This window comes from Yoonia sp. R78084 (assembly GCF_044595625.1).
Taxonomy (GTDB): domain Bacteria; phylum Pseudomonadota; class Alphaproteobacteria; order Rhodobacterales; family Rhodobacteraceae; genus Yoonia.
The window spans coordinates 1,973,239-1,997,834 of record NZ_CP138993.1; the positions used below are offsets into that span (position 1 = coordinate 1,973,239).

Here is a 24,596-nt window from a genome sequence, read left to right on the forward strand (position 1 = left end):
CCCGCCCTCGATCAGTTTGAGGTCAGTGTTACACCGACCTGCTGAGGCCTGTCTACTTGTGGTCGCAGCCCCAAAAGAGGTGCGGTCCGCCGGATCATTTCGGCCGCAATCGGGACCGCAGTCCAGCCCGCAGTGCGGCGCGGCTCTGCGCCTGAATTCTCTGATGGCTCGTCAAGCGTGACGACCAGAACGTACTGCGGATCATTGGCAGGGAACACAGATGCAAAGGTCGAGATGACCTTATCATCATAGTATCCGCCACCTGCGGCGCGCGGCTTGTCTGCAGTTCCCGTTTTGCCACCTACAGCATAACCCTCGACCTCTGCGAAAGAGGCGGTTCCGCGCTCAACCACCTGACGCAGCATGCTGCGCGACGCCGCACTTACGGCTTCGGACACCACCCGCGGGCCTGGTTCTGTCGACGTCCGGCGCAGCAAGGTCGGCGTGACGCGAGTGCCGCCGTTCAAGAGCGACGCATATCCCGCCGCCAGATGGACCGGAGAAGAAGACAGACCGTGGCCGTAAGAAATGGTCATCGTCGAAATCTCGGACCAGTTGGGCGGCAGCAAGGGGCGACCGGTCGGGGCCTCGATCATTTCCAGCGGTGTTGGTTCCAGAAATCCAAGCGAATCCAGAAATGCGCGCTGGCGTTCGGCGCCAATCTGCATCGCGATCCGCGCCGTCCCGATGTTCGAGCTCTCGACAATCACGTCCGTGGTGCTGAGCTCCGGTCCATAATCATGAAAGTCACGGATGCGGAACCGGCCCCATGTGAGGGGGCCTTGCGTGTCGATCATCGTATTGGCGCTCACAAGCCCAAGCTCCATCGCTTGGGCGGTCGTGAATATCTTGAAGACCGAGCCAAGCTCGTAAACGCCCTGCACTGCACGGTTGAACAAAGGGCTGTCCGATTGGTCACCTGTTGTCAGGACACGCGGACGGTTGTTGGGGTCAAAGTCCGGCAGTGACACCATCGAAATAATCTCGCCGGTGTGGATATCCATCAAGACCGACGCAGCCCCTTTGGCATTCATGATCGACATGCCACCTGCAAGCACCTGCTCGGCTGCGGCCTGCACTGTCAGATCAAGCGACAATTGCAGCGGCGCACCTTCGTTTGCAGGATCGCGCAAGTAGCTGTCGAACTGGCGCTCAACCCCGGCCACACCGATGACTTCGGCACTGGCGACACCTTCACGGCCATAGCTGGCACCACCCAGAATATGTGCAGCCAGCGGGCCGTTGGGATAAAGCCGCATTTCACGCGGCCCGAAAAGCAGACCGGGCGAACCAATGTCATGCACGGCCTGCATCTGTTCGGGGCTGATCTGGCGCCTGATCCATAGGAAACGGCGGTCGCCCTGGAAATCCTTGAGCAGCTCGTCTTCATCAAGTTCGGGGAAAATCTCGGCCAGACCTTTGGCGGCATTGGCCGGATCAATCATGTCGCGCGGGTGCGCGTAAAGCGAATGGGTCTGCAGGTTCGTGGCCAGAATGCGCCCGTTTCTGTCAACGATATCAGAGCGCTGACCGATAATCGGGTTACCGACCGCCGAGGCGCGCGGCTCTTCCGGCACAGACGAAGCCAAAGTCCCCATCCGCAGACCGATCACCCCGAAGGCACAGAAAAACGCAAGACCCAGCACCAGCAGACGCCCTTCGGCACGCTGGCGCTGTTTGTCGGCCATCGCCTCATGCCGGCGGGCGCGGTTTTCGGCTTCGATCGCGTCGGGGTTTTCGCCCCGTGCACGGGCATTGAGGATACGGGCCAGCGGGCGAAGGGGAATACGGCTCACAGATCGTTCTCCATCGCTTTCAATTGATCATACGACAGTTCGATCGGGTTTGTGATCGGCAGGATCGGCGGCAGCGGATAGATGATCTGGTCCACGGCGCCAAAAGCATCGGGCATCAGGGGCAGCAGACCCAGACGATCAAAATTCAGATCCGCCAGATCGGCCAGACGGTCGGGACGGTTCAGATAGGCCCATTCGGCACGCAACATGCTGATACGTTCGTGTGCCGCGCCGATTTGCCCGTGCAGGTCACGCACTTCCGCGATTGCCGCCTGGGTCTTGTAATTCTCGTGATAGGCCCAAAACGCGAGCCCCATGACGGCCATAGCTGTCAAAACATAAAACAAACCCCGCACTTACCGGCCCCCTTTCTTCTTTTTCATCGGCATCCCCAAGAGCGCCGGATCAATCGCTTCGGCTGGCGCATCTGTGCGGATGGCCACGCGCAACTTGGCCGAACGCGACCGTGGGTTCTCGGCCAGTTCCTGTTCATCCGGTCCGATCGCCTTGCGCTTCTCGATGCGCCAAGCAGGCGTCACCTGTTCCGTTTCTGGTGCATAACGGTTTGCGTTAGCCGTATTGCCGGAACGTGCCTGCAAGAACCGTTTCACCATGCGGTCTTCGACGGAATGGAAGGTGACAACGGCCAGTTGGCCACCGGGTTTCAAGGCGCGTTCAGCAGCCATCAGGCCCTCGGCCAATTCGCCGTATTCGTTGTTCACCGCAATGCGCAGCGCCTGAAAGGTGCGCGTCGCGGGATGTGATTGGCCGGGTTTTGCGCGCGGCAGACAGCCCTCAACGATCTTGGCCAGTTGTAGTGTTGTCGTCAGCGGACGCGCTGCAACAATCGCCTTGGCGATCCGCCGGGATGCGCGCTCTTCGCCGTAAAGATAGATGATGTCGGCCAACTCGGCTTCATCAGCCGAATTGCAAAGATCAGCGGCAGAAGGCCCGTCCTGCGACATCCGCATATCAAGCGGCCCATCACGCATAAAGGAAAAGCCACGTTCGGCCAGATCAAGCTGCATGGAACTGACCCCGAGATCGAGCACGACACCATCGAGATCGGTGCCATATTCATCCAGTTTCGAAAAGACGCCCGCGACCGTTTCAATCCGGTCGCCATAGTCGCCGATCCAGTCCGCCGCCATCTCGAAGGCCAGCGGGTCACGGTCCACGCCGATGACTTTATCCGCCCCCGCTGCCAGCAATGCGCGCGTATAGCCACCGTTACCAAATGTACCATCCAGCCAGACCCCGGAAACAGGCGAGACCGCTGCAATGAGCGGTCTGATCAGTACAGGGATATGCGGTGATTTTTCAGCGGCAGCAGACATGGGTCATTCATCCAATAGGATGAGCGGGTCAAAGTCTTCCCCCTGCTCGCCCAGCCAGCCGGTGACCCCTTCGGACACCGCGCCAAAGACGTCTGCTTTCCAGATTTCGAAATAGTCACCGAGGCCCACGAACGTCAGTTCGCCATCGGTCAGGCCCAGTTTTTCGCGCTGTTTGATCGGCATGACGGTGCGCCCGTCTTTATCAACGTCCAGCTTGATGGACTGACCGATAATCAGAAGCGACAGCTTGCGCTTGCGTTCCGAACCGCGCGGCAAGGCCTTGATCTGGGCCGCCAGCGCGTTGAATTCATCAACCGTATAGCCCTGCAGGTTATTTTTCAGGTGATCGCCGTAAAGCAGATACATGCGGGGAAAAAGGCCTGGAGCCCAGTCAGGATCGCCCGCTTCAAGCACACGGCGGAAATCTGCAGGGATCGACATGCGCCCCTTTCCGTCCACCTTCTGGGTGTGTGTGCCCGTGAAACTTTGATCCACTGCCCCTTGCGTCCTTACACCCCCGAATTTGCCTTAGATGTGAAAACGGCGGATTGATCTGCTGCCACTGATCAATCCGCCGTCTCGTCCCTTACGGGAAGTCCGACTGCGCGTGCCACCTGGGGGGATGTCTGCTCGCTCACGCGCCGGATCTAGTTTCGGTAATGGCGAAGCCTGTATGAAACCTGCTTTTGCCGGTTGGGGTTCTTAATTTGCCCCTTTGAAGTCGTGTTCGTCATTACCGTGAAACAGTTGTGGCACCAGTTGCCGCTTCGATCAACAGTTTTTTGGGATTTTATGGTACTACATGGTGTTTCAAGGCTATGCCGCGAACAACATCTAGAAAAAATTGAGCGGATAGATCATATTTGTGGGAAAAAATTGTGAACATGGCACAATATCTAGTGCGCAAAAATGATTTCGACGATGAGCCGCAAAACGGCACTTTTTTCAGATACGACCGGTAGCCGCCGCTGTTAAAGACGGGCGAGACGTTCACTTTAACCCCGTTTTCCGCCGAATCTCAACGAATTCCGATTCGTATTAGGACCGGATTCCATGAAATCCCGAAGTGAATCTAGAAAGAGAGAGCCGGACCCGCTTGCTGGCGGTCTGACGCGGTTTTCATCGCCGTCGCGCTAATCACTCAGCCGTTTATGCATGACATAGGCGTCAACAAAGCCCTGTGCCGGATGCGCAAACGCATCGGGGATCGTACCAACCGTGGTAAAACCCAACCGATGCCACAGCTGGACAGCGCCGGTATTGCTGGCAAGGACAAAATTGAATTGCATCGCCAGGTAGCCCAGCGCGCGGGCCGCGTTCTGGCTGTGCACGCACATCTTCGCGGCCAGTCCCTGCCCGCGCGCGGCGGGTGCCACGATGTAGCCGCAGTTGCAGATATGCGCGCCGCCGCCAGCCTGGTTTGTCTTGATATAGTAGGTGCCGATGATCCCCCGCGCGTCCTCGACCACGTAACAGGCCACACCACCCGTCCAATAGCGCAGCGCGTCCTCCTTGCTGATTGCAGGATCGACCGCATAGGTATCGCCTGCGCGAAAGACATCATGCAGCAGCGGCCAGATGGCATCGAAATCCGCAGCCTCGGCCTTGCGGATCATCAGGCCATGCCACCTTCGATAAAGCGCCGCGCCAAGGCACGGTAGGCATCGGCCATCGGCCCGTCGCCCGCCGCAATCGGCGTCCCACCGTCGCCTGCAAGCCGCGTATCAAGATCAATCGGCAATGAACCCAGAAACGGCACTCCAATCCTTTCGGCCTCGGCAGCAACACCGCCATGACCGAATATCTGCGATTCATGCCCGCAGTTCGGACAGTGGAAGGTCGACATATTCTCGATCAACCCCAGAACCGGTGTGCCAAGGTTGTTGAACATATCGAGCGCCTTGCGCGCATCAATCAACGCCACATCCTGCGGGGTGCTGACGACAACCGCTCCGGTCAATTCGGTTTTCTGGCACAGTGTCAATTGCACATCACCTGTCCCGGGCGGCAGATCGACGATCAGCACGTCGAGTTCGCCCCACTGGACCTGTCCCAGCATCTGCTGTAAAGCCCCCATCAACATCGGTCCGCGCCAGACAACAGCCTTTCCTTCCTCCAGCATCAGACCAATGGACATCATCGTGACGCCATGCGCCTGCAGCGGAATGATGGTCTTGCCATCCGGGCTGCCGGGGCGCTTGTTCACGCCCATCATGCGGGGCTGCGACGGGCCATAGATATCCGCGTCCAGCAGGCCCACCCGACGCCCCTCGCGCGCAAGTGCAACCGCAAGATTGGAAGACACAGTAGATTTACCGACCCCGCCCTTGCCTGAACCAATCGCCAGAATGCGATCGACACCGGACACCTTTACAGGTCCAGCCTGCGGCGTCGGGTGACGCCCGACCTTCAGCGAGGGCGGCGCGGCGGGTTTTGGTGCCGGACCATGCGCCGTGAGCACCACAGAGACCGCCTCAACACCGGGCAAACGGCGCACGATATCTTCGGCTGCGCGGCGGACCCCGTCCATTTTGGCGGCCTCGGCCGGATCAGCCGCCTCAATCACGAAACGAACGGCACCACTCTCAATCGTCAAGGCGCGGATCATGTCACGCGACACGAGATCCTCTCCACCGGGCAAAGTGAGTCGGGACAGAGCGCCTAAAATTTCATCGCGTGTGACAGCCATTACAGGACCCTTGTTTCGTTTGTGTTCAAATTCGCGCCAACCTTTGGCAGGTTTATGTCGGAGCGCAAGGCCTCGGGCGCCGATGCTTAATTTTGTGACAGTTTCATAACAATAGGTCAGGAGTGCTTATGCATTTACCGCATAGCTGCATTGCAGAAAGAACTATTGTGCAACTGCAGCATAATCATACATCTTGGCCACAACACAGCGGCAGAAGTCGCAGAGCAAACAGATAATAGAGTAGTAAAATGACCGTTCGTACCGAAACATTCTTCGCTGGCACTTCCTTGGGTGAGCGCATCGCTTCATTCCGCGCCGAGCTTGCGGTGAAAGCCGCCAAGCGCCGCGTTTACAATCAAACGCTGAGTGAACTGCAAAGCCTGTCTTCGCGTGACCTTGCCGATCTGGGCATGTCGCGCAGCATGATCCAGTCTGTCGCCTATGAGGCCGCATACGGAAAGTAATTCACGAATTCAGATCTGCTACCTCCTCCCTTTAGGCAGATTTGAACCAAGGCCCATCGCTTCACCTCCTCCCGAGGCTTTGGGTCAGCAATAAGGTGGCGGCATCCACCTCCTCCCGGGTGCCGCCGCTTTATCACACCAGTTTCGGAACCGCCCATCCTCCTCCCGGGTGGAACCGATGATACCGCAGGCCGCGCTCACCTCCTCCCGAGCAACGCCAGCGAGGACGCGCCTTGCTTCTTCTCCTCCCGAGACGCAAGGAGGCGCTGATAAATAAAGACGGTCATGTCCACCTCCTCCCGGGCATGGCCGTTTTTTTATGCGCGCACGTCTTTCGGCGACCCCATCACCATATAGCTCGTGATCGAACGCACATGCGGCACAGTTCCCAATATATCAGTGTGAAACGCCTTATAGGCGCGCAAGTCCGCAACCTCGACACGCAGCATGTATTCGAACGCCCCGGCGACATTGTGACATTCAGTTACCTCATCGGTGCGTTCCATCGCCTGTTCAAATGCCGTTTGCGCAGCCTTTGTATGTTCCGACAGGCCAACGGCAACATAAACCACAAAAGCGCGACCGGTCTGGGCGGGGTCCAGACGCGCCCGGTAGCCCTTGATCACGCCCGATTTTTCCAGTTCCTGTACGCGTCGTAAGCAAGCCGACGGCGACAGGCCGACCCGGTCCGCAAGTTCGATATTGCTGATCCGCCCGTCACGAGAAAGACAGCGCAATATATTATGGTTAATTGAATCAATTTTCATCATAAGTTGCAGAGATATTGTAAAAACGCACAACTTGGCAATTTCATTGTGCCGGTTGTCGCGCAATATTGCTTATGACTTATGAAATCCTCATCGCACTTGTCGGCTTTGCCTTTGCAAGCTCGGTCACACCGGGGCCGAACAATCTGATGCTCATGGCCTCGGGCGCAAACTACGGGTTGCGGCGCACATTGCCGCATATGCTGGGGATTTCCCTTGGCCATGCGTTTATGGTGGCGATGGTCGGCATTGTCTTGCTGCAGATTTTCATGACCTATCCAGTGCTGAACATCGCGCTAAAGGTGCTCAGCGCCACCTATATGCTGTGGCTGGCGTGGAAAATCGCCAACGCTGTCCCGCCTGAGGCAAAAGAGGTGACGGGCAAACCGTTCACTTTCCTTCAGGCCGCAGCCTTTCAATGGGTCAACCCCAAAGCGTGGTTCATGGCGATCACCGCGATCAGCGCCTATGCGCCGCAAGATCGCGGATTGATTGTCGGCTCTGTGATGGTCGCCGTCGTCTTTGCCGCCGTGAACCTGCCGTCCGTCACCGTTTGGGCATGGATGGGCGTACAGGTGCGCCGCTGGCTCGGCACCGCACGGCGCCTAAGGGTCTTCAACGTGACGATGGCCGTTCTCTTGGTGGTCTCGCTCTACCCTATGCTGACGCACTAAGCCCGCCTGCCTCTTTGATAAAGTCCACAACGGCATCGACGCCTTTACCGTGGCGAAGTGCACAAAACACAAACGGACCATCCCCGCGCATCCGCTTGCTGTCACGGTCCATCACGTCCAATGAAGCGCCCACGTGGGGGGCCAGATCGGTCTTGTTGATCACCAGCAGATCGGACCGCGTGATCGCAGGGCCACCTTTGCGGGGGATTTCCTCGCCTGCCGCGACGTCGATCACATAGATCGTCAGGTCCGCCAGTTCGGGACTGAACGTGGCAGAGAGATTGTCACCGCCGCTTTCGATCAGCACCAGATCAAGCACGGCGTGGCGCTTTTGCATCTCGGCCACTGCCGCCAGATTGATCGAGGCATCCTCGCGGATCGCCGTATGCGGGCAGCCGCCCGTTTCCACGCCGATCACACGGTCTTGCGGCAGAATTTGCATTCGCATCAGGGCCTCGGCGTCTTCCTGTGTGTAAATATCGTTGGTAATCACGCCGATGGAATAGGTGGGATGCAGCGCACGCGCCAATGCTGCCGTCAGCGTTGTCTTGCCTGCCCCGACAGGGCCGCCGATACCCACGCGAAGCGGTCCATTCATAGCCGTCATGACCGGAAAATCCTTGGTTGAAGTGTTTCGTGCCGCATGGCGGCGATATCGGACAGAAAGGCGGTGCTTTGTAAGTCATCGCATCCGAGCGCGGCCGTGGCTTGTGCCACCTCTTCGCATAGCGGCGCAAGCGCGAAGAGCACCGCCTGCCCTTCGGTCTGGCCTAGCGGCATCAGACGTTGCGCGGCGGCAATCAGATTGCTGGTGACGGCGTGCAGATACATGGCAGCGGTTAGGGTGACGTCAATCCGTAGCTCTGCGGCGGCAGCACCAACGGCGACGGGATAAAGGTATTCAGCACCCTGAGCACCCCAGATCGCACCAGTGGTTTTGCAAAAGGCAGCTCCTTGCAAGACCTGCTCCAACTGCCGTTCGCCTGATGCGGCCGTTGCCTTTGCGATCGCGTTGACCTCGGCCAGCGCCTCCGGTCCTTCGGCCTCATAGCCCGCGCGTAACAGGATACAATCATTGCGCCCGCTGCCATGGGCGATCACATCCGCCAGCCATGCTGCCAGATCATCGCCCGAGGCAACCCACCCCGCCCGAACCGCGGCCTCAAGCCCGTGCGAATAGGCAAAGGCCCCCACGGGAAAGGCGGGCGACAGCCATTGCGCCAAGGTCAGGATGTCGCGGTTAGTGGTCATGGGCAGTGGCGACATGTTCGTGGGAATGGGTGCGTCCGTGGCCATATGCGCCACCTTCGGGGGTAAATGCTGCCGTAACAGGTGTGACCGTGGCACCGACATGTTCCAGCATATGTCCGATCACCGGATCGGCCTGTATCAACAGGTGATCATCCGCAATCTGGCAAGGCGTATGGCGGTTGCCCACATGCCACGCCACGCGTGTCAGGTCGCTTGCGGTGATGCGGTAGAGCTCCTCTTGGGCGGCTATGATTTCAACCAACCGCCCGTCGTCCAGTTCCAGAGCGTCCCCATGATCCAGCGACATCGTCTGCGCCAGATCAATCAGGAAAGGCTCGCCGGTGGTGGTCATCAGCCGTTTGCGGCGCAGGAACCGCGCGGCATAATCAAGTTCGCATTGCGCGGCAGAGCCGGACCAATGGCCCGCGTGGTGAATGGTTCGCGCGATTGGTAACTGTTGCATGGTGCCCCTCAGAACATGAAATAACGCTGCGCCATCGGCAAGCTTTCGGCAGGTTCACAGGTTAGCAAGACACCATCAGCGCGCACCTCGTAGGTTTCGGGGTGCACGTCGATTTTCGGCAAGGCCGCGTTCAGGACCATATCCGCTTTGCCGATCTTGCGCACGTTCTTGATCGCGACAGTTTGCTTGGCAAGACCCAATTGGTCCCGCAAACCGGCAGCCTCTGCCGCACCGGAAATAAAGCTGACAGACGTATGTCGCAGCGCGCTACCATAAGACCCGAACATGGGCCGCGTATAAACGGGCTGTGGCGTCGGGATCGAGGCGTTGGGATCACCCATTTGCGCCACGACAATCATACCGCCCATCAGCACCATCTCGGGCTTCACCCCGAAAAACGCGGGCGACCACAACACCAGATCGGCCCGTTTGCCGACGCTGATATCACCCAGTACGTGGCTGACACCTTGGGCAATCGCGGGGTTGATCGTGTATTTCGCGATGTAGCGGCGCACACGGAAATTATCGTTCTCGCCGGTTTCCTCGGCCAGCCGCCCGCGCTGCTTTTTCATCTTATCGGCGGTCTGCCATGTGCGGATAATCACCTCACCCACGCGGCCCATTGCTTGGCTATCCGAGGCGATGATCGAAAACGCGCCCATGTCATGCAGGATATCCTCGGCAGCGATGGTTTCACGGCGGATACGGCTTTCCGCAAAGGCGATATCCTCGGGGATGGATTTGTCGAGGTGGTGACAGACCATGAGCATGTCCAGATGCTCTTCCAGCGTATTGACGGTGAAAGGCCGTGTCGGGTTGGTCGAGGACGGCAGCACATTGGCATCACCACAAATCTTGATGATATCAGGGGCATGGCCGCCACCTGCGCCCTCAGTATGGAAGGCATGGATCGTCCGGCCTTTGATCGCGCCGACGGTGTGTTCCACAAAGCCCGATTCATTCAGCGTATCGGTGTGGATCATGACCTGCACATCCATGTCATCGGCCACCGACAGACAGCAATCAATTGCGGCAGGTGTTGTGCCCCAATCCTCGTGGAGTTTCAGCGCACAGGCGCCACCTTTGACCATTTCGACCAAAGCCTCGGGTTGGCTGGCATTGCCCTTGCCCGACAGGCCGATGTTCATTGCAATACCATCAAAGCTTTGCAGCATCCGCCCGATATGCCACGGACCGGGTGTGCAGGTGGTGGCCAATGTGCCATGCGCTGGCCCCGTACCGCCACCAAAGCAGGTGGTGACACCGGAATGCAAGGAATCCTCCATCTGCTGGGGGCAGATAAAGTGGATATGGCTGTCCATGCCGCCTGCGGTCAGGATACGCCCCTCACCCGCAATCACCTCGGTCCCAGGGCCCACGATAATATCAACGCCGGGCTGGGTATCAGGGTTGCCTGCCTTGCCGATGGCGTGGATCAACCCGTCTTTGAGCGCAACATCAGCCTTGTAGATACCGGAGTGATCGACGATCAGCGCGTTGGTTATGACGGTATCAACCGCACCACCGGCACGCGTGACCTGTGATTGGCCCATACCATCGCGGATCACCTTGCCGCCCCCGAATTTGACCTCTTCGCCATAGGTGGTCAGATCGCGCTCAACCTCGATCACCAGATCGGTATCGGCAAGGCGCAGCTTGTCGCCCCTGGTTGGTCCGTACATAGCGGCGTAATGGGCGCGGGAAATCTCAACAGGCATTACAGGTCCCCCATGATTTGTTGGTTAAAGCCGAAAATGCGCCGTGCGCCGCTGATCGGGATCAGCTGCACCTCGCGGCGCTGGCCCGGTTCAAAGCGCACAGCGGTGCCGGATGCGATATCAAGACGCATACCGCGTGCCGCAGCACGATCAAAATCGAGCGCAGGGTTGGTCTCGGCAAAATGGTAATGGCTGCCGACCTGCACGGGCCTGTCACCTGTATTGGCTACCATCAGGGTGATTGCGGCCGCACCTGCGTTCAAAACAAGATTGCCGTCAGCGGGAAAGAGTTCTCCGGGGATCATATGCGCCTACCTGATTGGGTTGTGAACTGTGACAAGCTTTGTGCCGTCGGGAAACGTGGCCTCGACCTGCACTTCGTGGATCATCTCGGCGATCCCTTCCATGCACTGGTCTTTGGTAATGACGCGCCCGCCCGCCTCCATCATATCGGCAACGGAGCGACCATCGCGCGCGCCCTCAACGACCGCATCGGTGATCAGGGCAATTGCCTCGGGATGGTTGAGTTTCACACCGCGCGCCAGCCGCTTGCGCGCCACCTCGGCGGCCATGGCGATCAGCAATTTGTCTTTTTCGCGGGGGGTCAGTTGCATGGCTCAAAGCCTCCATGAAATGGGCAGGGAATTGTTCGTCAGATGGCTGAGGATCGGCATCAGATCACGGCGCAACACAAAGCTGTCTTCGGCCAGCTGGCGTATGACCAGCACATCATCGGCCAGCAGGCTGGCACCTGCAGTGGGCGGCAACATGGCGCGCAGGACGTCCAGTTGCGCAGCGGCATCCGGGCGGACCAAGACAAGACTCGCCATTGCACGTGCACCATCCGCAATCGCACGGCGGGCAACATGGGCGGCTGCGTCACCAGAAAAATCTATGCCGTCGATATAGATCGGCGCACCATCACGATCGATGCGGATACGGTCCTCAAAGTAGATCTGGCGGAGTGTTTCTTTCATCGCAGCACGCCCCAGCACGACGGGCTCAACCATCAGCAGGTTCGCGTTGCCATGCAGATCAATCTGCAAACGCCGCCGCAGGGCGCAATGATCAAAGAGGATCAATTCCTGAGGAAGCCAGTGAAGCGTAGCATCTGCGTCGACCGTCAGGGTGGTTTCAACGCGGCCAATTTCGCTGACTTGCGCGCGATAGGCGCGCTCGGCAGCCTGTGTGGTCAGTGTCATCCTCCCGCCAGCCCGTACCGTCGCCTCAAGCGTATATTGGTCGCCTCCCGTGATCCCGCCTGCGGTGTTCACAAGGATTGCTTCCAGCCCTTTGTTGAAATTGCGCGGAAAAACCAGTTTGGACGATCCCGCATGGCGCAGATCAACAAGCCCTGTTCGCCCATTCACGTCCCCTGCCACAGTCAAAGAGGCACTGCCCCGCGCACGCGGTTGCACGGCTTGCGCGTCTTGCGGCGTGATATGGACGGGACGGTTAATCTGATGCTCCGGAGATTCTTATTTCGCTTAGAGTTTGCGCATAGTCTGCGCGGCGAAGGCAGGTCTACAGAGGGGATGCGAGACGGCTTTTGCCAGATGCACAATTATTGCGCAGGAAACCTGTAAACTGCCTGCTGGATTGGCAGCGAACCCACTGCAGCATAGAGAACGCGCAGAGGTAAAACACGCCACAACAGGCAATTTATCACCCGCGGCAATAAATCCTGTGGCCTTACATCCGAGACGGTTTACCTCTTGCGTGTTTCGCACTACGCAATTCAGGAATGTTAGCGCTAAAACAAGGAGCCGCATCATGCGCGAATGGTGGCGAAGTGCCGTGATTTATCAGGTCTATCCGCGGTCGTATCAGGACAGCACCGGCGATGGCGTCGGGGATCTGCGCGGCATCACAAGCCGCCTGGACCATATCGCGGAACTGGGGGTCGATTGCATCTGGCTGTCGCCGATCTTCAAATCGCCTCAGGCCGATATGGGCTATGATGTGTCCGACTATCTGGCCGTGGATCCGCTGTTCGGTGATCTGGCCGCCTTTGATACCTTGATCACAGAGGCCCATGCACGCGGGCTGAAGGTGATCGTCGATCAGGTGCTGTCGCATACGTCGGACAAACACGAATGGTTCAAGCAATCGCGCCTGAGCCGCGATAACGACAAATCAGACTGGTACGTCTGGGCTGATCCGCTGCCCGATGGTTCGCCGCCTACAAACTGGCATAGCCATTTTGGCGGTCCCGCTTGGGAATTCGACCCCCAGCGCGGGCAGTATTATCAGCACAACTTTCTGACCTCGCAGCCTGATCTGAACTTCCATAACCCTGATGTCGTTGAGGCAATCCTCGAGACCTGCAAATTCTGGCTGGATCGCGGCCTTGACGGGTTCCGTCTTGATACGGTCAACTATTATTTCCACGACAAAGAGTTGCGCTCAAACCCGCCGGCACAAACACGCCCGCAGGTGATGGCGACCGATCTCTATGGGATGCAGCGGAACCTCTACAACAAGACACGGCCCGAAAACCTCGGGTTTCTGGAAAAGCTGCGCAAACTGACCGACCAATACGATGACATAATGATGGTCGGCGAGGTGGGCGAAATGGGCCACCGCTCTATCGAGATTATGGGCGAATATACCGCTGGCAATACCCGTCTGCACATGGCCTACAGCTTTGCGATGCTGGGCCCTGATTTTAACGCCGAGCATTTCCGCAATTGCATCGAAGGCTTCCAGCGCGGCGCGCCCGACGGCCACCCTTACTGGTCCTTCAGCAACCACGACGTACCGCGTCAGGTGACCCGCTGGGCCGAGCATGCGGTGTCAGAAGACAGTATGGCGCGGTTCGCCTGTGCGATGCTGATGTCCTTTGAAGGCACAATCGGCATCTATCAGGGCGAAGAGCTGGGCCAGACCGAAACCGAAATGGAATATCACGAGCTGACCGATCCGCCCGCATTGCGGTTCTGGCCGTCGGTCAAAGGCCGCGACGGCTGCCGCACACCGATGGTCTGGGAAAAGGACGCGCCGAACGCGGGCTTTTCAACCGGTAAGCCTTGGCTGCCCGTCAAGGCCCCACAAGCCGCGAAAGCGGTGGATCAGCAGCAAGGGCCGGACAGCATCCTGTCCTACTACAAGGACATGATTGCCTACCGCAAAAACAGCCCCGCGCTGACACGCGGCAAGACCACGTTCATCAACCTGCCCGAACCGCTTTTGGCCTTCACCCGCCAAGCCGAGGACGAAACGCTGACCTGTGTTTTCAACCTCTCCAAGGACACCCACGCGCTTGCGTTGAACGCCCCCGCAGAGATTGCCGTGGGACAAGCGGCCAGCATCAATGTGGATACGCTGACGCTGGAAGGCAACGGTTTTGCCTACCTCAAGCACGGGCCGAAAGCGCCGCTCTAGGTGATCACATCGGGCGCGTCGCGTCCGGTGAGCGCCTGCAAATCCGACAGGCCAAGTGCCGCATCGCGCACCGCAGCCAGCACCTGTTCCGGATCGTCCATCAAACGGTCCGGATCGGTCATCAACTGTTCTAGATAAAGCCGGATCGTTGCACCCTGCGTGCCCGTTCCTGACAGGCGGAACACCGCACGCGCGCCGCCTTCAAAATTGATCCGGATGCCCTGGCCTGTGGATTTTGAGCCATCAACGGGGTCGAGATAGGCGAATTCATCAGCTTCTGAGACGGTCAGCCCACCGATCTCGCTGCCTCCCAGAGTGGCCAGCCTACTGCGCAGACCATCCATCATCTGATGGGCGGGCGCGCTTTCGACATCCTCATAATCGTGGCGCGCGTAATAGCAACGCCCGTGCGCCTTCCACAGATCCGCCATCAGGTCAGACACGGATTGCCCGGTCTCGGCCAGAATATTCAGCCATAACAGCACCGCCCAAAGCCCGTCTTTCTCGCGCAAGTGATCCGAACCTGTACCGGCGCTTTCCTCGCCGCAGAGCGTGACCTTGCCCGCATCCAGCAGGTTGCCAAAGAACTTCCACCCCGTCGGCGTTTCAAAGCAATCAATCCCGAGGCTTTCCGCCACACGGTCCACCGCACGCGAAGTCGGCATCGAGCGTGCCACACCAGCAAGACCACCCCGGTAGGCCGGGGCCAGATGCGCCTTGGCTGTCAAGAGCGCCAGACTGTCGGACGGTGTGACATAGGCCCCTCGCCCCACGATCATATTGCGGTCACCGTCCCCGTCAGAAGCGGCACCGAAATCAGGTGCGCCCGGGCCATACATCTTGTCCATCAAAGTCTTGGCCCAGATCGGGTTGGGGTCAGGGTGGCCCTTGCCGAAATCGGGGCTTGGAATGCCGTTGATGACCGTGCCCTTCGGCGCACCCAGCATTCCCTCAAGGATCGCGTGGGCGTAAGGCCCCGTGACCGCATGCATGGCGTCAAAGCACATGGTAAAACCACCGGCAAAGAGCGCACGGATATTGTCGAAATCAACGATTGTTTGCATGAGAGCCGCATAGTCGGCGACCGGATCAACGATCTCGACTTTCATCCCTTCGACTGATTGTTCGCCCAGCGCGCCAAGGTCGATATCCGCGGCCGCAACAATACGGTAAAGGTCAAGCGTCTTGGTGCATTCGTAAATCTTATCGGTGACGGCCTCGGAAGCGGGGCCACCGTTCGGTCCATTGTATTTCAACCCGAAATCCGCATCCGCACCACCGGGGTTATGGCTGGCCGAAAGGATCAAACCACCATCCGCTTTGCGCAGACGGATCATATGCGACGCAGCAGGCGTGGACAGAATACCGCCCTGCCCGACGATGCATTTCGCGGCACCATTCGCAGAGGCCATGCGCAAAATGATCTGAACCGCGTCATCATTGAAGAACCGCCCATCGCCACCCACGACCAGGGTCTTGTCCACGACACCGCCGATCCCGTCAAAGATCGCCTGGACATAGTTTTCCAGAAAATGCGGACGGCGGAACACGGCTGTCTTCTTGCGCAACCCACTGGTTCCAGGCTTTTGCCCTTCGATCGGAGTGGTCCGTACATTTTGCATCGGCATATCTCGTCCTCCCTTTCGTCGTTGTCGCAGATTACCTCTCTGCGCTTTCGTGTGAAAATACCACAACGCTGTCTGCCGCGACGGTGAGCCCCGGCGTCACTTTAATGGCATCCTCCTGGCTCGTATCAAAGCGGCGCACCCACTGGTCGCCTTCTGGCAACTCGGGTGCCGTAATCTCAACCGCCTCCCCACGGTTCAGAACGACCAACAAAGCGCCTTCACGTTTGACATATTCCGGTGATCCCGACGCCATGCGCATTTCAACCACCAATGTATCGAGGCCCGCGTCGTCCCAATCATATTGGCTCATCGCCTTGCCATCGACACGCCGCCAGAACAGATCAGGCTCGCCATCAATCAGGCGCTGGCGCGAATGCAGAAAGCGGGTCTGGCGCAACAGCGGATGCATTTTGCGAAAGGCAATCGCCTGCAGGCAGAAGGTAAAGAACGGGTCTTCTTTGTCGGGCCAGTTGACCCAGCCGATCTCGTTGTCCTGACAATAGGCATTGTTGTTGCCACCTTGCGAATTGCTGAGCTCATCCCCCGCCAGCACCATCGGCGTGCCTTGGGACAGCATCAATGTGGCCATCATATTGCGCTTGCGGCGCATACGGGCGGCATTGATATCCGCGTCCTTGGTTGGCCCTTCAATACCCATATTGTCCGAATAGTTGTGCGCATGACCGTCGCGGTCATCCTCGCCATTGGCCTTGTTGTGCTTCCGGCTGTAGCTGACGGTATCGTGAAGGGTGAAACCGTCATGCGCCGTCAGGAAATTCAGAGACGATGTCGCGGCCCGCCCGTCATGGTCAAAATAGGGCGCAGAGCCTGTGAGCCGTTCCGCCATGTCAGGAACCTTACCCGCATCCCCGCGCCAGAATTCACGCACATTGTCGCGGTATTTGTCGTTCCATTCTGCAAAGGGTGCCGGGTATGCACCAAGTTGATATCCCCCCGGCCCGATATCCCAAGGCTCTGCGATCAGCTTGACCTTGTTCAGCACAGGGTCTTGGCCAATCGCACGGAAGAACGGCCCGTCGCGTTCGAACCCCCGTGCGGTGCGCCCAAGTGCTGTGCAAAGATCAAAGCGGAAGCCATCCACATGCATGACTTCAACCCAGTAGCGCAGACTGTCCATCACAAGCCGGATCACAAAGGGGTTTTCGAAATCGAGTGTATTCCCGCAGCCCGCATCATCAATGTAATAACGCGGGTTATCGGCCAGACGGTAGTAGCTGGCGTTATCCAGTCCCCGGAACATCAGTGTCGGCCCAAGCTCTGAGCCTTCGGCGGTGTGGTTATAGACCACGTCCAAAATCACCTCGATGCCCGCGGAATGGAAGCGGCGCACCATCTGCTGGAACTCAGCAATATCCGTGCCTTGCATATAGCGTGGATCGGGGGCGAAGAACCCATACGTCATATAGCCCCAATAGTTCGTCAGCCCACGATCCAGCAGGAATTTGTCGTTGATAAAGGCCTGGACCGGCAAAAGCTCGACGGCTGTAACACCAAGATTATTAAGATGCTCAAGGATTGGGTCCGAGGCCATCGCCAGATAGGTTCCGCGATTGGGAATATCGGGACGACCGGCTGTCAGGCCTTTGACATGGGCCTCGTAGATGACTGTGCTTTCCATCGCATGGTGGGGCTCGTTCGCGTTGTTCCAGTTGAACGTTGGATCAACAACGACACAGCGCGGCATGTAAGGCGCGCTGTCGGTCTTGTCGAAACTGAGGTCCTTGTCTTTATGCCCCGTTTGATATCCGAAGAGCGCATTATGCCACGTCGGATGACCCGTCAGTTGCTTGGCGTAGGGATCAATCAAAAGTTTGTACGGATTAAAGCGGTGCCCCTCTTCGGGCGCATATGGCCCGTCCATCCGGACACCGTATTGCTGGCCTGCCTTCATACCGGGGAAATAGCCGTGCCAGACATGGCCTTCCCGTTCGGGCAGCGTGATGATCTGGTTCTCAACGCCATTCTCATCAAACAAACACAGCATCACCTTGGTGGCATGGCGCGAAAAAATTGCAAAGTTTACGCCGTCAGGGTCCACCGTTGCCCCAAGAGGTGTCGGACGACCGGGCCGGATTGCGAAAGGTCCAAGGTTCAAGGTTTTGCCTCTGTCAGGTCTGCATAGATGGCTTTATACGCCAAGGCCGAGGTCTCCCAGCCGACAGGTTGTTTCATGGCGTTGCGCTGCATCGCTTTCCACGTTTTGCCGTCCGCGTAAAGATCGCCAAGGCGGGTGAACGCATTGGCCAGCGCCTGTGCATTGATCGGAAAGAACTGGACGCCAGTTGCGACACCACGCGCAAGGGCTGCGGGTGAAGCATTGATCACCGTATCGGCCAGACCACCAGTCAGCGCCACCAGTGGCACGGTGCCATAGCGCAACCCGTAAAGCTGGGTCAGGCCGCAGGGTTCGAACCGTGAAGGCACAAGGATTGCATCGCCCCCTGCCATCATTTTGTGGGACAGCGCTTCGTCATAGCCGATTTTGACAGCAACATTTGGGTGACTTGCTGCGGCTTCCAATAAAGCCACCTCAAGCTTGGGATCACCCGAACCCAGAAGCGCTAACTGACCGCCGCGATCCAACAGTGCAGGCAGCGCCTCCAACAACAGATCAATCCCCTTCTGCTCGGTCAGGCGGGAAACGAGAACACAGAGCGGACCATCCGATTTGCCAAGCCCGAAGGTTTTGCGGAGCGCTTTCTTGTTAGCGTCTTTCCCGCTTGCCGTTTTGTATCGTGTGATATTCGGATCGATCTGCGGATTCCACGCATCCAAATCAATCCCGTTAACGATCCCCGAAAGGTCCGCCTGTCGCATCCGTAAAACGCCGTCCATGCCGATGCCGAATTCAGGCGTCAGCAACTCTTCTGCATAGGTTTGCGAGACCGTATTGATCTTGGCAGCACCGACCAACCCCGCCTTGAGTGCCGATATCTGCCCCCAGAATTCAAAGCCCTCAGTCGTAAAGCGCGCAGGATCAAGACCAAGTGCTTTCAGCTTGCCTGCATCCACATTCCCGTGGAAGGCGATGTTGTGGATCGTAAAAACAAAGGGCACATCAACGCTCAAGTCCCGCATATATTCAGGCGTAAGGCCCGCTTGCCAGTCATGACCATGCACGATGTCAGGCATCCAGCCGTCCACCCCTTCGGCCGCGATCATTGCGCCCACTTTGCAAAGCGCTGCAAAGCGTTCGGGGTTATCCGGCCAGTCACGGCCCGTTGCATCGCCATAAATCGCACCATCGCGATCATAAAGATGCGGGGCGTCAAGGATCAGCAGATCGACACCCGCGATGTTGCAGGCGCGCAGTTTCGCCGCGCCGCCAAACAGGTCTTTGTAGGTCGCTACCACCTTTGCCTTGCCAATCTGTCCCAGCACCACACGGTATCCGGGAAGTAGAACACGCACAGCCACACCGTGCTGCGCCAATGCGCCGGGCAATGCGCCCGCCACATCAGCCAGACCGCCGGTTTTTACCAGCGGCGCGCATTCCGAGACGACAAAGAGGGCTTTGGTCATAAAGCAGCGGCCCTTTTGTTCAGCATATCCTGGGTAATCAGGGTGATACCGCGGTCAGTGACACGGAACCACTTGGCATCCTCATGCGGGTCCTCACCCACCACAAGACCCTCGGGGATCACAACACCACCATCGACAACGACCTGACGCAGTCTGGCCGAGCGGTGGACGACGACATCAGGCAATATAATAGCGTGATCCAGCACGGCGTAGGAATTGGTGTGCACATTGGTGAAAAGCACCGAATTGCGCACCTCTGTCCCTGATATGATGCAGCCGCCCGATACCATCGACGAAATCGCCATCCCGCGCCTGTCGCGTTCATCATGGATGAATTTTGCAGGCGGCACGCTCTCGTTATAGGTCCAGATCGGCCAGTTCTTGTCCCAGAGATCAAGCTCGGGCGTGAAATTGGTCAGGTCGATATGGGCCTGCCAGAAGGCATCAACGGTTCCGACGTCTTTCCAATAGGCCGGCGCGCCGTCGGCGCGGACGCAGCTTTCGTCGAAACGGTGCGCCATGGCTTTGCCGTTCTTGACGATATCGGGGATGAGATCGTTGCCGAAATCATTCGAGGAATTGGGGTCTTCGGCGTCTTTGATCAGCAGATCACGCAGGAATTTCCAATCAAAGACATAAATCCCCATCGACGCCAGCGCCATATCGGGGTTGTCGGGCATGCCCGGCGGATCGGCCGGTTTTTCCAGAAAACTGGTGATCCGCCCCTCGGCGTCGGTATCCATGACACCAAAGGCCGTGGCCTCCTGACGCGGAACAGTCAGACAACCCACGGTGACATCTGCACCAGTTTCCACGTGCTGGCGCAGCATGATTTCATAATCCATCTTGTAGATATGATCGCCCGCAAGGATGATCACATAGTCCACGTTGTAGCTGTCCACGATATCGATGTTCTGGGTCACGGCATCGGCAGTGCCTTTGTACCAGCTTTCATTGCCTCCGCGCTGGGAGGCGGGCAGCACATCGAGAAACTCGTTGCGTTCAGCACGGAAAAAGTTCCAGCCGCGCTGGGTATGACGGATCAGGCTGTGCGCTTTGTACTGCGTGGCAATCGCCATTTTGCGGATGCCGGAATTGACGGCATTCGACAGGGCAAAGTCAATAATTCGTGCCTTGCCGCCAAACGGCACCGCAGGTTTGACGCGGCGGTCGGTCAGTTCCTTCAGGCGGCTTCCCCGTCCCCCTGCCAGCACGAAAACCATAGATCTTTGTGTGATACGCTTTGTTGGCATGTCGTCTCCCCCTCTTTTATCTTTAATTTTACGTAGTTTGCTTACGCAGAACGACCACCGACAAGGGCGGCAGCGTCAGCCGGATCGACTGCGCCTGCCCGTCAGCGGGGCTATTTTCCGTCGTGCATCCTCCCAGATTACCACGGTTGTCACCGCCATAGACTGCGGCGTCAGTATTCAGCACTTCCTCCCAGAAACCGGCCTCTGGCACGCCGACCTGAAAGCCCTCACGGGTCACGGGCGTAAAGTTGCAAACCACTACAACAGGTGCATCACCCGCGTTGCCACGGCGCAGAAAAGCAATTGTCGATTGGCTCGGATCATTGCTAATCCACTGGAAACCCGCCGCTTCGCAGTCTTTGACGTGCAGGCTGGGCGTTTCACGGTACAGCCTGTTCAGGTCACGCACCAATTGCTGCACGCCTTTGTTGGCGGGCTGTTCGGCCGCACCCCAATTCAACTCCGCGTCGTGGTTCCATTCTTCGGGCTGGGCGAACTCGCACCCCATGAACAAAAGCTTCTTGCCCGGTTGAGTCCACATGAAAGCATAATAGGCACGCAGGTTGGCGAATTTTTCCCATTCGGTTCCGGGCATTTTGGCGATCATAGAGCCTTTGCCATGGACCACCTCATCATGGCTGATCGGCAGGATGAAATTCTCGGTAAAGGCCCAATCAATCGGGAAAGTCATCAGATGGTGATCATACTGGCGATAGATCGGGTCTTTTTCCATGTAGCGCAGGGTGTCGTTCATCCACCCCATGTTCCATTTGTACCCGAACCCAAGCCCACCCGCATGCACCGGCTGCGACACACCGGGGAATGATGTGCTTTCCTCGGCCACGGTCATGATGCTGGCATCAGCCCCATAGGCTGCAATGTTCATATCCTGCAAAAAGGCGATCGCCTCGTAATTCTCGCGCCCGCCGTCTTTGTTGGGCACCCATTCGCCATCGGCGCGGGAATAATCGCGGTAGAGCATGGACGCCACAGCATCGACACGGAGTCCGTCAAGATGGTATTCCTCAAGCCAATAAAGCGCGTTGGCCAGAAGGTAATTCTTCACTTCGCGCCGCCCGTAATTCGGGATCAACGTGTTCCAGTCCTGATGGAACCCTTCGCGGGGGTCGGCATGTTCATAAAGCGCCGTGCCATCAAATTTCGCGAGACCATGCGCATCCGTCGGGAAATGCCCCGGCACCCAGTCCAGCAGGACGCCGATGCCTTCGGCATGGGCTGTATCCACCAGATCACGGAATTCATTCGGGGGACCAAATCGGATTGTGGGTGCATAAAGCCCTACAGGCTGATAGCCCCATGATCCGTCAAAAGGAAACTCGGAGACAGGCAGCAGTTCGATATGGGTAAAGCCCATGTATTTCGCATAAGCGATCAGATCGCGGGCATGTTCCTTATAGCTCAGCGGCCGCCCACCATCATCATAGCGCCGCCGCCAAGAGCCCAGATGCACCTCATAGATCGTCATCGGGCTGGCCCGGTCAGCACGCGCAGCGCGCGACTTCATCCATTGGGCATCTTTCCAGCCATAGCCCGCCAGATCACGCACGACCGACGCCTGTTCGGGCGGATGTTGCGAGCCAAACCCCATCGGATCGGCTTTGTCGCGGGTCTGTCCATCAGCCCCGGTGACCTGATATTTGTAAAGGGCACCATCGCCAACCTGGGGGATAAAAATCTCCCACACACCGGTCTGCCCTACGGGTCGCAAAGCGTGGCGGCGTCCGTCCCATGTATTGAAATCGCCAATCACGCTGACGCGTTGGGCGTTGGGGGCCCAGACCGCGAAATGGGTACCCGCAACACCCTGATGTTTCATCACATGCGCGCCCAAAGCGCGCCAAAGCTCTTTATGGGTGCCTTCACCGATCAGGTATTCATCGACATCGCTGAGTACCGGATCAAAGGCATAGGGATCGCGTGTGGTAAAGGTGCTGCCGTCTGGGTAGCGCATGGTCAGCGTATAGGTTTTGCCTGCCACAGGTGCCGCAAAAACATCGCCCGCAATACGCGCCAGAGGGGTGTCTTTCCCTGCAACAGTGGCAAAAACCTCAACCGCTGCGGGCTGGAACGTGACAATCCAGCGTTTCCGGCCACTTTTATGCGGCCCCAAGACCTCATAGGGCGCCGCGTGTCCCCCGCCATTCAGCGCCACCAGTACATCCTGCGTCAGAAAATCCGGTCTATCGACGCGATCAGAATTTGTCATGGTGTCACTCCGACGAATTTCTTTACATGCAAGACACTGCTACCTAACGAGGCTGACTCAAGCAGTGCCACCACGCTACGTCAACCAAAAGGGTTAGCGCTAACGCTACATGACCCGACTTACGTCCCGGGTGCAAGCACCAGACGTGACAGACGACCCGCCAAAGGCAACAAACAGGCCTGCAATGAATGGTAGATATCAGGCTTGCCGGTGAAGATTGAACTTGTGGGCTGGCCATGGTCGTCAATGGCAGGATACCAGCCGCCGCGCGCGTGATCGATGAAATGCGCATCCGCGAAAGCCCACAACCGCCTGTACCAGATTTCATCGGCTGGGCTTCGGTCCATGACAATCAGGGCCGCCATCGCACCAATCGCCTCGGTAACGGGCCACCAGAACCGCGATCCATCGGCAACCTTTCCTTCAAAATCAAGCGTATAGGCCAAGCCACCCTCCGGCAGCCATGCATCGGCAAGGGCACGTTCAATCAGTTTGCGCGCAGCTTTGCGTGCGCCGTTCGCAGGCCGCCCAGACAAATCCCAGTGCTGGAGCGCCAAACGCCCCAGTTCAAACGAATGGCCCGGCGTGGTGCCTGCGGGGCGGAACATATGATTGCCCGCGTAGGCACGATCAATCTTCCAATCGTTCGTATAATGCTCGGGCAAACGCCACGCATTCTGCGATGCCATCTGGTAGACGAAAAAATCGAGGATACGTCCGGCACGGTCAAGAAACAGGGCCTCACCCGTCGCTTCATAAGCTGCCAGCAAAGCCTCGACACCGTGCATATTGGCATTCATCCCGCGATAGGTGGAAAACGGGGTCCAGTCGCGGTTCCATTCGTCGCTGAACAGACCGGCGTCTTCCTCCCAGAACCTTTGGTCAAGCACCTCGGCGATATCCGCCAAAAGCGCATCGGCCTCTGGATGACCCGCGATCTTTGCGCTGCTCGCGGCCAGCAATACAAAGACGTGGCCATAAGCCAGCTTGCGTTCATCATGCACGCCCTTGTCCGACAGCGCCCAAAAATAGCCGCCATGCACAGGGTCTTTGTGGTGACTTGCAATATAGGCCATGCCCTGATCAATGATCCGGTCTGCCCCTTGATACCCGCGCAAGTGGCCAAGGCTGTAGGCGTGGATCATGCGCGTGGTCGCATGCAGTTCCTGCACATCCGAACCCAGCACTTCGCCGCCGTGATCCAGCATTGAAAAGCCCGGCGCGTCCCCTGCACTGGCAGCGAAAAATCTCAACTGGCTTTCACTTTGGGCACCAAGCCACGCGCGATGACGCGCATCGTCCATCCAGAAACCCTGTGCGTCTGCGGCTCCGGGATTTCCACCTTGTATGTCAGCCATCGTCATTGCGGCACCCTGCTTTGGCTGTCTTGCTCTGCAAGACA

General features: G+C 58.1%; 23 protein-coding genes. 3 read left to right on the forward strand and 20 right to left on the reverse strand.

Translation table 11 applies throughout. The annotated features are described in order from the left end of the window. Positions 1-11 precede the first annotated feature (11 nt). The 6 genes from SJY29_RS10040 to SJY29_RS10065 form a co-directional block, all read right to left on the reverse strand. A complete protein-coding gene (locus tag SJY29_RS10040; protein WP_400082482.1) occupies positions 12-1,796 on the reverse strand; it encodes a peptidoglycan D,D-transpeptidase FtsI family protein in 1,785 nt (594 codons plus the stop codon). Then, positions 1,793-2,152, reverse strand: a complete 360-nt coding sequence (locus SJY29_RS10045) for a cell division protein FtsL (protein WP_181417138.1) — start codon at positions 2,150-2,152, stop codon at positions 1,793-1,795. Before SJY29_RS10045 ends, SJY29_RS10040 begins: the two co-directional genes overlap by 4 nt. Then, positions 2,153-3,133 carry a 16S rRNA (cytosine(1402)-N(4))-methyltransferase RsmH gene (rsmH, locus tag SJY29_RS10050; protein ID WP_110279289.1) on the reverse strand — a complete coding sequence of 327 codons (981 nt, stop codon included), beginning with the start codon at positions 3,131-3,133 and terminating at the stop codon, positions 2,153-2,155. Between the two features lie 3 nt (positions 3,134-3,136). Further along, positions 3,137-3,628: a division/cell wall cluster transcriptional repressor MraZ gene (locus SJY29_RS10055; RefSeq protein ID WP_400082487.1), complete on the reverse strand. Its 492-nt coding sequence runs from the start codon at positions 3,626-3,628 to the stop codon at positions 3,137-3,139. 638 nt (positions 3,629-4,266) lie between these two features. Further along, a complete protein-coding gene (locus SJY29_RS10060; RefSeq protein ID WP_400082489.1) occupies positions 4,267-4,749 on the reverse strand; it encodes a GNAT family N-acetyltransferase in 483 nt (160 codons plus the stop codon). Beyond that, positions 4,749-5,822 (reverse strand): Mrp/NBP35 family ATP-binding protein, encoded by a 1,074-nt coding sequence (locus tag SJY29_RS10065; protein ID WP_400082492.1) that lies wholly within the window; start codon positions 5,820-5,822, stop codon positions 4,749-4,751. Before SJY29_RS10065 ends, SJY29_RS10060 begins: the two co-directional genes overlap by 1 nt. A gap of 248 nt (positions 5,823-6,070) precedes the next feature. Here SJY29_RS10065 and SJY29_RS10070 point away from each other — a divergent pair, with 248 nt between their 5' ends. Further along, positions 6,071-6,286 (forward strand): DUF1127 domain-containing protein, encoded by a 216-nt coding sequence (locus SJY29_RS10070; RefSeq protein WP_055292024.1) that lies wholly within the window; start codon positions 6,071-6,073, stop codon positions 6,284-6,286. 317 nt (positions 6,287-6,603) lie between these two features. On the opposite strand, the gene SJY29_RS10075 is transcribed toward SJY29_RS10070, so the two are convergent. Further along, entirely contained in the window at positions 6,604-7,056 is a 453-nt protein-coding gene (locus SJY29_RS10075) for an Lrp/AsnC family transcriptional regulator (protein WP_110279473.1), read from the reverse strand. A 71-nt stretch (positions 7,057-7,127) separates the two neighbouring features. Here SJY29_RS10075 and SJY29_RS10080 point away from each other — a divergent pair, with 71 nt between their 5' ends. Beyond that, positions 7,128-7,727: a LysE family translocator gene (locus SJY29_RS10080; protein ID WP_400082495.1), complete on the forward strand. Its 600-nt coding sequence runs from the start codon at positions 7,128-7,130 to the stop codon at positions 7,725-7,727. On the opposite strand, the gene ureG is transcribed toward SJY29_RS10080, so the two are convergent. Genes ureG through SJY29_RS10115 form a run of 7 tightly spaced genes read right to left on the reverse strand, consistent with a single transcriptional unit; the run spans position 7,711 to position 12,529 of the window. Continuing rightward, positions 7,711-8,334 carry an urease accessory protein UreG gene (ureG, locus tag SJY29_RS10085; protein WP_110279295.1) on the reverse strand — a complete coding sequence of 208 codons (624 nt, stop codon included), beginning with the start codon at positions 8,332-8,334 and terminating at the stop codon, positions 7,711-7,713. The genes SJY29_RS10080 and ureG overlap by 17 nt on opposite strands. Further along, on the reverse strand, positions 8,331-8,978 hold the full coding sequence (locus SJY29_RS10090; protein WP_400082498.1) for an urease accessory protein UreF: 648 nt from the start codon (positions 8,976-8,978) through the stop codon (positions 8,331-8,333). The genes ureG and SJY29_RS10090 overlap by 4 nt, the downstream gene beginning before the upstream one ends. Next, a complete protein-coding gene (locus SJY29_RS10095; RefSeq protein ID WP_400082501.1) occupies positions 8,968-9,441 on the reverse strand; it encodes an urease accessory protein UreE in 474 nt (157 codons plus the stop codon). Before SJY29_RS10095 ends, SJY29_RS10090 begins: the two co-directional genes overlap by 11 nt. An 8-nt stretch (positions 9,442-9,449) precedes the next feature. Further along, positions 9,450-11,159: an urease subunit alpha gene (gene ureC, locus SJY29_RS10100; RefSeq protein WP_400082504.1), complete on the reverse strand. Its 1,710-nt coding sequence runs from the start codon at positions 11,157-11,159 to the stop codon at positions 9,450-9,452. Further along, on the reverse strand, positions 11,159-11,464 hold the full coding sequence (locus SJY29_RS10105; protein ID WP_055292009.1) for an urease subunit beta: 306 nt from the start codon (positions 11,462-11,464) through the stop codon (positions 11,159-11,161). The genes ureC and SJY29_RS10105 overlap by 1 nt, the downstream gene beginning before the upstream one ends. Positions 11,465-11,470: 6 nt before the next feature. Further along, positions 11,471-11,773, reverse strand: a complete 303-nt coding sequence (locus SJY29_RS10110; protein ID WP_110279300.1) for an urease subunit gamma — start codon at positions 11,771-11,773, stop codon at positions 11,471-11,473. 3 nt (positions 11,774-11,776) lie between these two features. Continuing rightward, positions 11,777-12,529, reverse strand: a complete 753-nt coding sequence (locus SJY29_RS10115) for an urease accessory protein UreD (protein ID WP_400082508.1) — start codon at positions 12,527-12,529, stop codon at positions 11,777-11,779. Positions 12,530-12,932: 403 nt separating this feature from the next. Here SJY29_RS10115 and SJY29_RS10120 point away from each other — a divergent pair, with 403 nt between their 5' ends. Continuing rightward, positions 12,933-14,543 (forward strand): alpha-glucosidase, encoded by a 1,611-nt coding sequence (locus SJY29_RS10120; protein WP_400082511.1) that lies wholly within the window; start codon positions 12,933-12,935, stop codon positions 14,541-14,543. Here SJY29_RS10120 and SJY29_RS10125 read toward each other — a convergent pair. The 6 genes from SJY29_RS10125 to SJY29_RS10150 form a co-directional block, all read right to left on the reverse strand. Then, the gene (locus tag SJY29_RS10125; RefSeq protein ID WP_400082514.1) at positions 14,540-16,171 is read right to left on the reverse strand and encodes an alpha-D-glucose phosphate-specific phosphoglucomutase; all 1,632 of its coding nucleotides are present in this window, start codon (positions 16,169-16,171) and stop codon (positions 14,540-14,542) included. The genes SJY29_RS10120 and SJY29_RS10125 overlap by 4 nt on opposite strands. Before the next feature lie 31 nt (positions 16,172-16,202). After that, positions 16,203-18,287: a glycogen debranching protein GlgX gene (glgX, locus tag SJY29_RS10130; protein WP_400082517.1), complete on the reverse strand. Its 2,085-nt coding sequence runs from the start codon at positions 18,285-18,287 to the stop codon at positions 16,203-16,205. Then, complete coding sequence (gene glgA, locus SJY29_RS10135) at positions 18,284-19,714, reverse strand: glycogen synthase GlgA (RefSeq protein ID WP_400082520.1); 1,431 nt, start codon at positions 19,712-19,714, stop codon at positions 18,284-18,286. The genes glgX and glgA overlap by 4 nt, the downstream gene beginning before the upstream one ends. Further along, positions 19,711-20,967, reverse strand: a complete 1,257-nt coding sequence (gene glgC / locus SJY29_RS10140; protein ID WP_400082523.1) for a glucose-1-phosphate adenylyltransferase — start codon at positions 20,965-20,967, stop codon at positions 19,711-19,713. Before glgC ends, glgA begins: the two co-directional genes overlap by 4 nt. Before the next feature lie 28 nt (positions 20,968-20,995). Further along, complete coding sequence (gene glgB / locus SJY29_RS10145; protein ID WP_400082525.1) at positions 20,996-23,194, reverse strand: 1,4-alpha-glucan branching protein GlgB; 2,199 nt, start codon at positions 23,192-23,194, stop codon at positions 20,996-20,998. A gap of 119 nt (positions 23,195-23,313) precedes the next feature. After that, positions 23,314-24,558: an AGE family epimerase/isomerase gene (locus SJY29_RS10150; RefSeq protein ID WP_400082527.1), complete on the reverse strand. Its 1,245-nt coding sequence runs from the start codon at positions 24,556-24,558 to the stop codon at positions 23,314-23,316. Positions 24,559-24,596 lie beyond the last annotated feature (38 nt).